Source organism: Mesorhizobium sp. M0276, from assembly GCF_040321755.1.
Lineage (GTDB): Bacteria > Pseudomonadota > Alphaproteobacteria > Rhizobiales > Rhizobiaceae > Mesorhizobium.
In genome coordinates this window covers 110,570-118,065 of record NZ_JAMYSC010000020.1, presented here as the reverse complement: position 1 = coordinate 118,065, position 7,496 = coordinate 110,570, and the positions used below count along the sequence as shown (strand labels likewise).

Here is a 7,496-nt window from a genome sequence, read left to right as displayed (position 1 = left end):
TCGAGACTTCGCCGCAGGCGGCCGCCGTATCCCCCGACAGCATCCGCACCGACACCCCGGCATCCTTCAATCGCTCGATCGCTGCTCTGGCGTCGGCACGCGGCGCATCCTCGAAATCGAAGGTCGCGACGATGATCCCGTCTTTCGTCAGAACCGTCCCGCCATAGCCATGTCGGCCTTCGCCGCCGGTGCGGGCTTTCCATCCAGCCCATCCGCGTCGACCCAGCCGCCAGATGTTTCCGGCGGCAGCGGCTTCGATGCCGAATCCCGGCTGCTCGGTGACGGCATCGAATTTGCGCTGCCCGCCAGGCGCGGCAAAGCCGGCTATGGCCTTTGAAAACGGGTGGCGCGAATGCGCTGCCATGTCGGCTGCAATGGCCAGCATGGCCGGATCGATCGACGATGCATTGACGAGCCGCGGTTTTCCGAGCGTGAGCGTTCCGGTCTTGTCGAACACCGCGGCATCGATCGTCGCCAGGCGCTCCATGGCCGAACCGTCCTTGACCATGATGCCGTTCTCGAACAGGCGCCTCGCGGCGACCACCTGAACGATCGGCACGGCGAGGCCGAGCGCGCATGGGCATGTGATGATGAGAACGGCAATGGCGATGGTCATCGCCCGATGCCAGTCGCCGGTCGCCGCCATCCAGCCGAGGAATGTCACGAAGGCGGTAAGATGAACCACCGGGGCATAAAGCGCTGAAACGCGATCGGCGATCCGGCGATAATTTGCCCGGCCGCCCTCGGCAGCTTCCATCAGCCGAACCATTTCCGCAAGGAACGAATCCTTCGCGGCGGCTGTCGCCTTGATCGTCAGCGAGCCGGTAAGGTTGAGCACGCCAGCCTGCACGGGTTCGCCTGGCGCTACGTTTCGGGGCGTGCTCTCGCCGGAAACCAGCGAGCAGTCGAGATCCGACGCCCCTTGGACGATCTCGCCGTCGACGGGTATCCTATCGCCTGCCGCGATCAGCAGCAGCATTCCCGGTTCGATCTCGCCAACCGGCAGGTAGTCGCGCGCGCCGTCGGCGCGCAGCACCATGGCGCCACGCGCGGCCAGCTGCGACAGGCCCTTCACGGCGGTGCGGGCGCGCTCCCGCATGACGTGATCCAGCGTCCGGCCGATCAACAGGAAGAACAGCAGCGACACCGACGCGTCGAAATAGGCGTGATCGCCATGGTTGATCGTCTCGTAGAGGCTCATTGCGTAGGCGAGCGAGACGCCGACCGCGATCGGCACGTCCATGTTCATGCGGCCGTGGCGCAATGCATTCCAGGCCGAGCGGAAGAAGATGCCGCCGGCGAAGGCGAGCGCGGGGATGGCTATCAGCGCTGAGACCCAGTGGAACAGGTCGCGTGTCGCGCCTTCGGCACCGGACCAGACCGAGACCGAAAGCAGCATGATGTTACCCGCCGCGAAGCCCGCAACAGCGACGGCGCGGATAAGCTCCGAGAGCGTCTTGTCCTTTGCATCGATCTCGGTCTCGAACAGGTGAGCTTGATAACCTAGCCTCTCAAGCACGGTGACGAACGGTGGAACCTCGTCCCCGCGCCACCGGACCGAAACCCGCTTCGTTGACAGGTTGACGCGAGCGGCCTCGACGTGATCGAGTTTCCCCAACGCCGTCTCTATGGTCTGGATGCAGGCGCCGCAGTGAACAGTCGGTACGGAAAGGTCGGTCTGACGAAGATCATCGCCAAGCGATCGGCTCGCCAGCTTGATTTCCTGGCCGGATGGCAGGACCGAGCTGGCGCCGACCAGATCCAGCGCCATTTCGGCGCCCGGCGCACAGCAGCTCATTGCAGCGCTCCATGGGAAATCATGATCCTGCGCACGTCGCGATAAGGTTCCTTCAGGCCGGCATCGGCGTCGACTTCGACGATCCAGACACCATCCTTCGGCGTGTGCAGGGCGGCGAATTCCTGACCCGAGGCGAGGGCGAGCTTGATGGCCTCATCCTCCTTCTCGTAAGCGGGATGGCGAAACAGCACCCTGACGCGATGCAAGGGAACCGGCTTGCCGGCGGCGTCGGTGAGGCTGTAGCGGACTTCGCCCCATGCGATGGTCAGCTTGCCGGTCCAGCCGAGGGCTGCCTGCGCGCGTCCTTCCTCGGCCTTCCTGTTGAATTCCTGGCTCGCCACATAGGTGTTTTCGACGACCAGGCCGGTCCAGCTCGTGTTGGCAAGCGTCGCCATCGTCAGATTGACCGCGATGACCACCCCGAAGAAGGCAAGGATAATCGCCAACATGTGCCTGCCGGTGAATTCGCGGGACTTTCGCGTGGTGACGCTCATCTGGCGATCTCCGGCGCGTTGAAGGTGGCGGTGTATTCGTTCGACTCGAAACTCGCTTTGTCTTCGACCTGAAGAGTGAAGGTCTGCGCTTCGCCATGGATCTGCTCGGCAGGCAGGCGCACAAAAACCTTTAACACCTTGAGCCGGTCTGGTTCGACCTGGATCGCAAAAGAGCGATCGGCAGGAAGGTCGACACCGACGATGCTCATCTCTGCGCCTGGCAAGCCTGCCATTGTGACGACGACCGTTCTTGGTTCGGGGATCATGTTCAGCAGCTTGACGGTATAGCCATTGCGGATGGAGCCGTCGGACAGCGTCACGAATTGCGGATTGCGATCGTGCAGGACATTGATCTCGAGCCGGTCGCGCGTCAGCAGCGAATAGAGCAGGCCCAGACCGATCAGCGACCACATGGCCATGTACACGTAGGTGCGCGGGCGAAAGATCTTGCGGATATGGAAATGAGCCACCCTGTCTGAAAACAGGCCGTCATCCGTTCTGACGAGCGACGGATTGACTGAACCGGAGCCGCCCGCAGTCGCCAACATCATGTTGGCGTTGTAGTCGGAGAGGGTTGCGTAGGAGATCAACCCGCGCTCCTTGCCGAGCTTGTCCATGACGCCGTCGCAGGCGTCGATGCAGAGCGCGCAGGTGATGCATTCGAGCTGCTGGCCATCGCGAATGTCGATCCCCATCGGGCAGACAGCGACGCAGGCATTGCAGTCGACGCAATCCCCGACCGGCTGTCCGGCGGCCTGGACCTTCTTGGCATGACGCGTGCGCGGTTCGCCGCGCCAGTCATTGTAGGTGACGGTGAGCGAACTTTCGTCGAGCATGGCTGCCTGGATGCGCGGCCACGGGCACATATACGTGCAGACCTGCTCGCGCATCAGCCCGCCGAACGTGTAGGTCGTCGCCGTCAGCACGGCGACGGTGATGTAGGCGACAGGAGCCGCCGTGCCAGTGAAGAGTTCGCCGAGCAGGGTCGGCGCATCGGCGAAATAGAAGATCCAGGCGCCGCCGGTCGCCGCACCTATGATCAGCCAGATGGCGTGTTTCGATACCCGCAGTGCGAGCTTGCGGGGGCTCCAGGAAGCGGCATCGAGCTTGATGCGTGCATTCCGATCGCCCTCGATGGCCCGCTCGACCACCAGAAACAGATCGACCCATACTGTCTGCGGGCATGCGTAGCCGCACCAGGCACGACCGACAGTCGACGTGATCAGGAAAAGACCGACGCCAGCCATGACCAGAAGGCCTGCCACATAGTAGAATTCTTGCGGCCATATCTCGATGAAGAAGAAGTAGAAACGCCTGTTGGCGACATCGAGCAGCACTGCCTGGTCGGGGGCAAACGGGCCACGGTCCCAGCGCAGCCACGGCGTTAGATAATAAATACCAAGCGTGACCGCCATCACCAGCCATTTGAACTGGCGAAAATTCCCCGTGGCCCGCTTCGGAAATATCTTCTTGCGCGCGGCATACATCGGCTGTCGCACTTTGGCGGAGTTGACCGCCTCCGCTTCGAGCCGTTCTACCTGCGTATTGTCCAGCACTGGTTTCTCCCGTCGCGCGGCTCGTGATTTCGCCGGGCAACTGTCCTGACTGGGCGCAGGCAGATGCGCGAAATACATCGTCGACCGTATTGTGCCGCCCACCGGATTGCGCCGCGTTGATGCAGGTCAATCGCCGGGGCAGACGAAAACAAATCGAGGCCCGGCAGAGCCGGGCCTCGTCGCTTGGGCGGTGAGGGCCGGAGAATAGCCCCCCGTTCCTATTCTCCACCGCCGAGCGAATGCACGTAGACCGCCAGTTCCTTGACCCTCGTTTCGCCCAGGCGCGCGCCCCAGGCCGGCATCACGGCTTGTTTCGGCGCTGTGACCTGGGCGGCGATGGCCGCTTCGCCCGATCCGTAGAGCCAGATGGCATCGGTCAGATCCGGGGCGCCGAGTTCCTTGTTGCCCTTTGCATTGTCACCGTGACAGGCCACGCAGTTTTCCGCAAAAACCTTGGCGCCAGGCGCCAACATCGATTGATCGCCAACGGTTTCGGACAGGCTGGCCACATAGGCGCTGACCTGTTTGATCTGGTCGGCGGTGATGATGTCGCCAAAGGCCGGCATTTCCGAAAGGCGCGTATCCGGATCGGAAGCGAAGCGGATGCCATGCGTGACCGTCTGTTGGATCTGATCCGCCTTACCGCCCCACAGCCAGTCGTCGTCATTGAGGTTGGGGAAGCCCTTGGAGCCCTGGGCGCCGGAACCATGGCACTGGACGCAATTGACCCTGAACGCGGCGCCACCTGCGGCGACGGCGAATTCGCGTAGCGTATCGTCTGCCGCGATCTCCGAAACACTCTTCGATTCTATCGCGGCGACATATTTTCCCTTCGCCGCGTCAGCCGCCGACAGCTCGTTCTTGACTTCGTTGCGGCTCGAATAGCCGAGAACGCCCTTCGTTGCCGAATGCAGCAAAGGCCATGCCGGATAGGCGACGGTGTATCCAATCGCCCAGACAATCGTGATGTAGAACGTTATCACCCACCAGCGCGGAAGCGGGTTGTTCAACTCACGGATGCCATCCCATTCGTGGCCGGTGGTCGAAACGCCAGAGATTTCATCGATGTGCTCGTCGCTCATGATCACTCGTCCTCAAGGGGAATCCGGGCAGCTTCGTCGGCAAGCTTGCGGCTGCCGGGGCGTAGGGCAAAGGCGATCGCGCCGACAAAGAAAAGGGCCATGGCGACCAGCCCCCAGCTGTCGGCGAACTCTCGCATCAAATTGTAATCCATGGATAAAACTCCTCAGCGGTAGCCGGCGGCTTCGTCATAATTCTTGAAATCGACCAGCGTGCCGAGCATCTGCAGGTAGGCGACCAGCGCGTCCATCTCCGTCACCTGTTGCGGGTTGCCGTCGAAGTCGCCGGTCTTGGCTTTTGGGTAGCGGGCCTCGAGGCCGGACGTGTCGGCGTTGGGATCGGACTGCGCCATCAGATCGGCGTTCGCGTGTGCGACCATGTCATCGCTGTAGGGGACGCCGACATACCTGTTGGCGACCAGGTGCGTCGAGAAGTCCTTCACCTTGATCGGCGTGTCTTTCAGGAACGCATAGCTCGGCATGATCGATTCAGGCACCACGGAACGAGGGTCCGTGAGGTGCTCGACATGCCAACGATTGGAGTAGCGGTCGCCAACCCGGGCGAGGTCCGGACCGGTACGCTTCGATCCCCACTGGAAGGGATGGTCATACATCGACTCGGCCGCCAGGCTGTAATGCCCATAGCGCTCGACCTCGTCACGGAACGGGCGGATCATCTGGCTATGGCAGAGATAGCATCCCTCACGCACATAGATGTTGCGCCCGACGAGCTCGAGCGGCGAGTAGGGCCGCATGCCTTCGACCTTCTCGATCGTATTGTCGAGGTAGAAGAGAGGTGCGATCTCGACGATGCCACCCACGGTGACGACGAGAAGTGAACCTACGAGAAGAAGCGTGGCGTTCTTCTCGATCAGCGCGTGTTTGTCCATCAAGCCCATTTTCTGGCTCCTTATTCGGCAGGCTGAAGGGCGGGAACGGAGCCGGGCATCGGCTCCTCCTCGCGCTGGTATCCAAGGATGGTCATGGCGATATTCCAGGCCATGATCAGGGCGCCGGAGAGGTACATGGCTCCACCGATTGCGCGCATCACATAGTAGGGGTGCATGGCGGCGACCGTTTCGGCGAAGGAGTAGACCAGGAAGCCCTGCTCGTCGTATTCGCGCCACATCAGGCCCTGCATGATGCCCGACACCCACATGACCGAGGCGTAGACGACGATCCCGAGTGTCGCCAGCCAGAAGTGCCAGGTGACCAGCCGCAGCGAATAGAGACGGTTACGGTTCCAGAGCTTCGGCACCATGTAATAGAGCGCGCCGAATGAGATCATGCCAACCCAGCCGAGTGCGCCCGAATGGACGTGTCCGATTGTCCAGTCGGTATAATGCGACAGCGAGTTGACCGCCTTGATCGACATCATCGGACCTTCGAAGGTCGACATTCCGTAGAAGGCAATGGCCATCACCATCATGCGGATGATCGGATCGGTGCGGAGCTTGTCCCAGGCGCCCGACAGCGTCATCAGGCCGTTGATCATGCCGCCCCATGACGGCATCCACAGCATGATCGAAAACACCATGCCGAGCGTCTGCGCCCAATCGGGCAGGGCGGTGTAGTGCAGGTGATGCGGTCCGGCCCAGATGTAGAGAAAGATGATTGCCCAGAAATGGACGATCGACAGGCGGTAGGAATAGACCGGCCTGTTTGCCTGCTTGGGCACGAAATAATACATCATGCCTAGGAAGCCGGCGGTCAGGAAGAAGCCAACGGCATTGTGGCCGTACCACCATTGCGTCAGGGCGTCCTGGACCCCGGAAAAGGCGGAGTAGCTCTTGGATCCCAGGAATGAGGCCGGCATCGACAGGTTGTTGACCACATGCAGCATCGCGATGGTGACGATGAAGGAGAGGTAAAACCAGTTGGCGACGTAGATATGCGGCTCCTTGCGTTTCAGGATCGTGCCCAGGAACAGGATCAGATAGGCGACCCAGACGATGGTCAGCCAGATATCCACATACCATTCGGGCTCGGCGTATTCGCGGCTCTCGGTGATGCCGAGCAGGTAGCCGGTCGCGGCCATAACGATGAAGAGCTGGTAGCCCCAAAACACGAACCAACCGAGATCGCCGCCGAATAGGCGGGCGCGGCAGGTGCGCTGGACGACATAGAGGGACGTGCAGAGCAGCGCATTGCCGCCGAAGGCGAAGACGACGCCCGACGTATGCAATGGCCGCAGACGGCCGAAGTTGAACCAGGGCTGAATGTTGAGATCGGGGTAGGCAAGCTGCAACGCAATGACGACGCCGACCAGCATACCGACGACACCCCAGAACATGGTGGCGATGGCGCCATAGCGGATTGGCCCATCCATATAGGCGGACGGGTCGATCGGAGCGGCGACCTTGAAATTCGTGTTGCGGATGAGGATGGCGACAAAGCCGAGCAGCACAAAAAACAGCACCCACATATGCTGCCGGAATGGCTCGTCCGCACCGAACCCGGCTGCCACAAGAGCCCCGAATGTGAACAGGCCCAAAGCGAAGATTTGCGTGCCGAACTTCATGACCTGTCCCCGACCTCCGATACCGATGCGCGGACGCCAATCCGCTTG

General features: G+C 61.7%; 7 protein-coding genes. All 7 read right to left on the bottom strand.

Annotated features, from left to right (window positions below):
• On the bottom strand, positions 1-1,798 hold a 1,798-nt coding region (locus tag NKJ01_RS17705; RefSeq protein WP_352729751.1), incomplete at its 3' end, for a heavy metal translocating P-type ATPase.
• Positions 1,795-2,292 carry a FixH family protein gene (locus NKJ01_RS17700; RefSeq protein WP_352729749.1) on the bottom strand — a complete coding sequence of 166 codons (498 nt, stop codon included), beginning with the start codon at positions 2,290-2,292 and terminating at the stop codon, positions 1,795-1,797. The genes NKJ01_RS17705 and NKJ01_RS17700, both read right to left, overlap by 4 nt.
• A complete protein-coding gene (gene ccoG / locus NKJ01_RS17695; protein ID WP_352729747.1) occupies positions 2,289-3,848 on the bottom strand; it encodes a cytochrome c oxidase accessory protein CcoG in 1,560 nt (519 codons plus the stop codon). The genes NKJ01_RS17700 and ccoG overlap by 4 nt, the downstream gene beginning before the upstream one ends.
• A 218-nt stretch (positions 3,849-4,066) precedes the next feature.
• Complete coding sequence (ccoP, locus tag NKJ01_RS17690) at positions 4,067-4,930, bottom strand: cytochrome-c oxidase, cbb3-type subunit III (RefSeq protein ID WP_352729745.1); 864 nt, start codon at positions 4,928-4,930, stop codon at positions 4,067-4,069.
• Positions 4,931-4,932: 2 nt separating this feature from the next.
• Positions 4,933-5,082, bottom strand: coding sequence for a CcoQ/FixQ family Cbb3-type cytochrome c oxidase assembly chaperone (locus NKJ01_RS17685; protein WP_023759205.1), 150 nt, complete (start codon positions 5,080-5,082; stop codon positions 4,933-4,935).
• 12 nt (positions 5,083-5,094) lie between these two features.
• Complete coding sequence (gene ccoO, locus NKJ01_RS17680) at positions 5,095-5,826, bottom strand: cytochrome-c oxidase, cbb3-type subunit II (protein ID WP_352729742.1); 732 nt, start codon at positions 5,824-5,826, stop codon at positions 5,095-5,097.
• An 11-nt stretch (positions 5,827-5,837) separates the two neighbouring features.
• Positions 5,838-7,448, bottom strand: a complete 1,611-nt coding sequence (ccoN, locus tag NKJ01_RS17675) for a cytochrome-c oxidase, cbb3-type subunit I (RefSeq protein WP_023759204.1) — start codon at positions 7,446-7,448, stop codon at positions 5,838-5,840.
• Positions 7,449-7,496: the final 48 nt, after the last annotated feature.

What these genes read in the sequence shown, in the direction of transcription:
- ccoN (WP_023759204.1), bottom strand. Translation starts at nt 7,448, where the DNA reads ATGAAGTTCGGCACGCAAATCTTCGCTTTGGGCCTGTTCACATTCGGG.
- NKJ01_RS17700 (WP_352729749.1), bottom strand. Translation starts at nt 2,292, where the DNA reads ATGAGCGTCACCACGCGAAAGTCCCGCGAATTCACCGGCAGGCACATG.
- NKJ01_RS17685 (WP_023759205.1), bottom strand. Translation starts at nt 5,082, where the DNA reads ATGGATTACAATTTGATGCGAGAGTTCGCCGACAGCTGGGGGCTGGTC.
- ccoO (WP_352729742.1), bottom strand. Translation starts at nt 5,826, where the DNA reads ATGGGCTTGATGGACAAACACGCGCTGATCGAGAAGAACGCCACGCTT.
- ccoP (WP_352729745.1), bottom strand. Translation starts at nt 4,930, where the DNA reads ATGAGCGACGAGCACATCGATGAAATCTCTGGCGTTTCGACCACCGGC.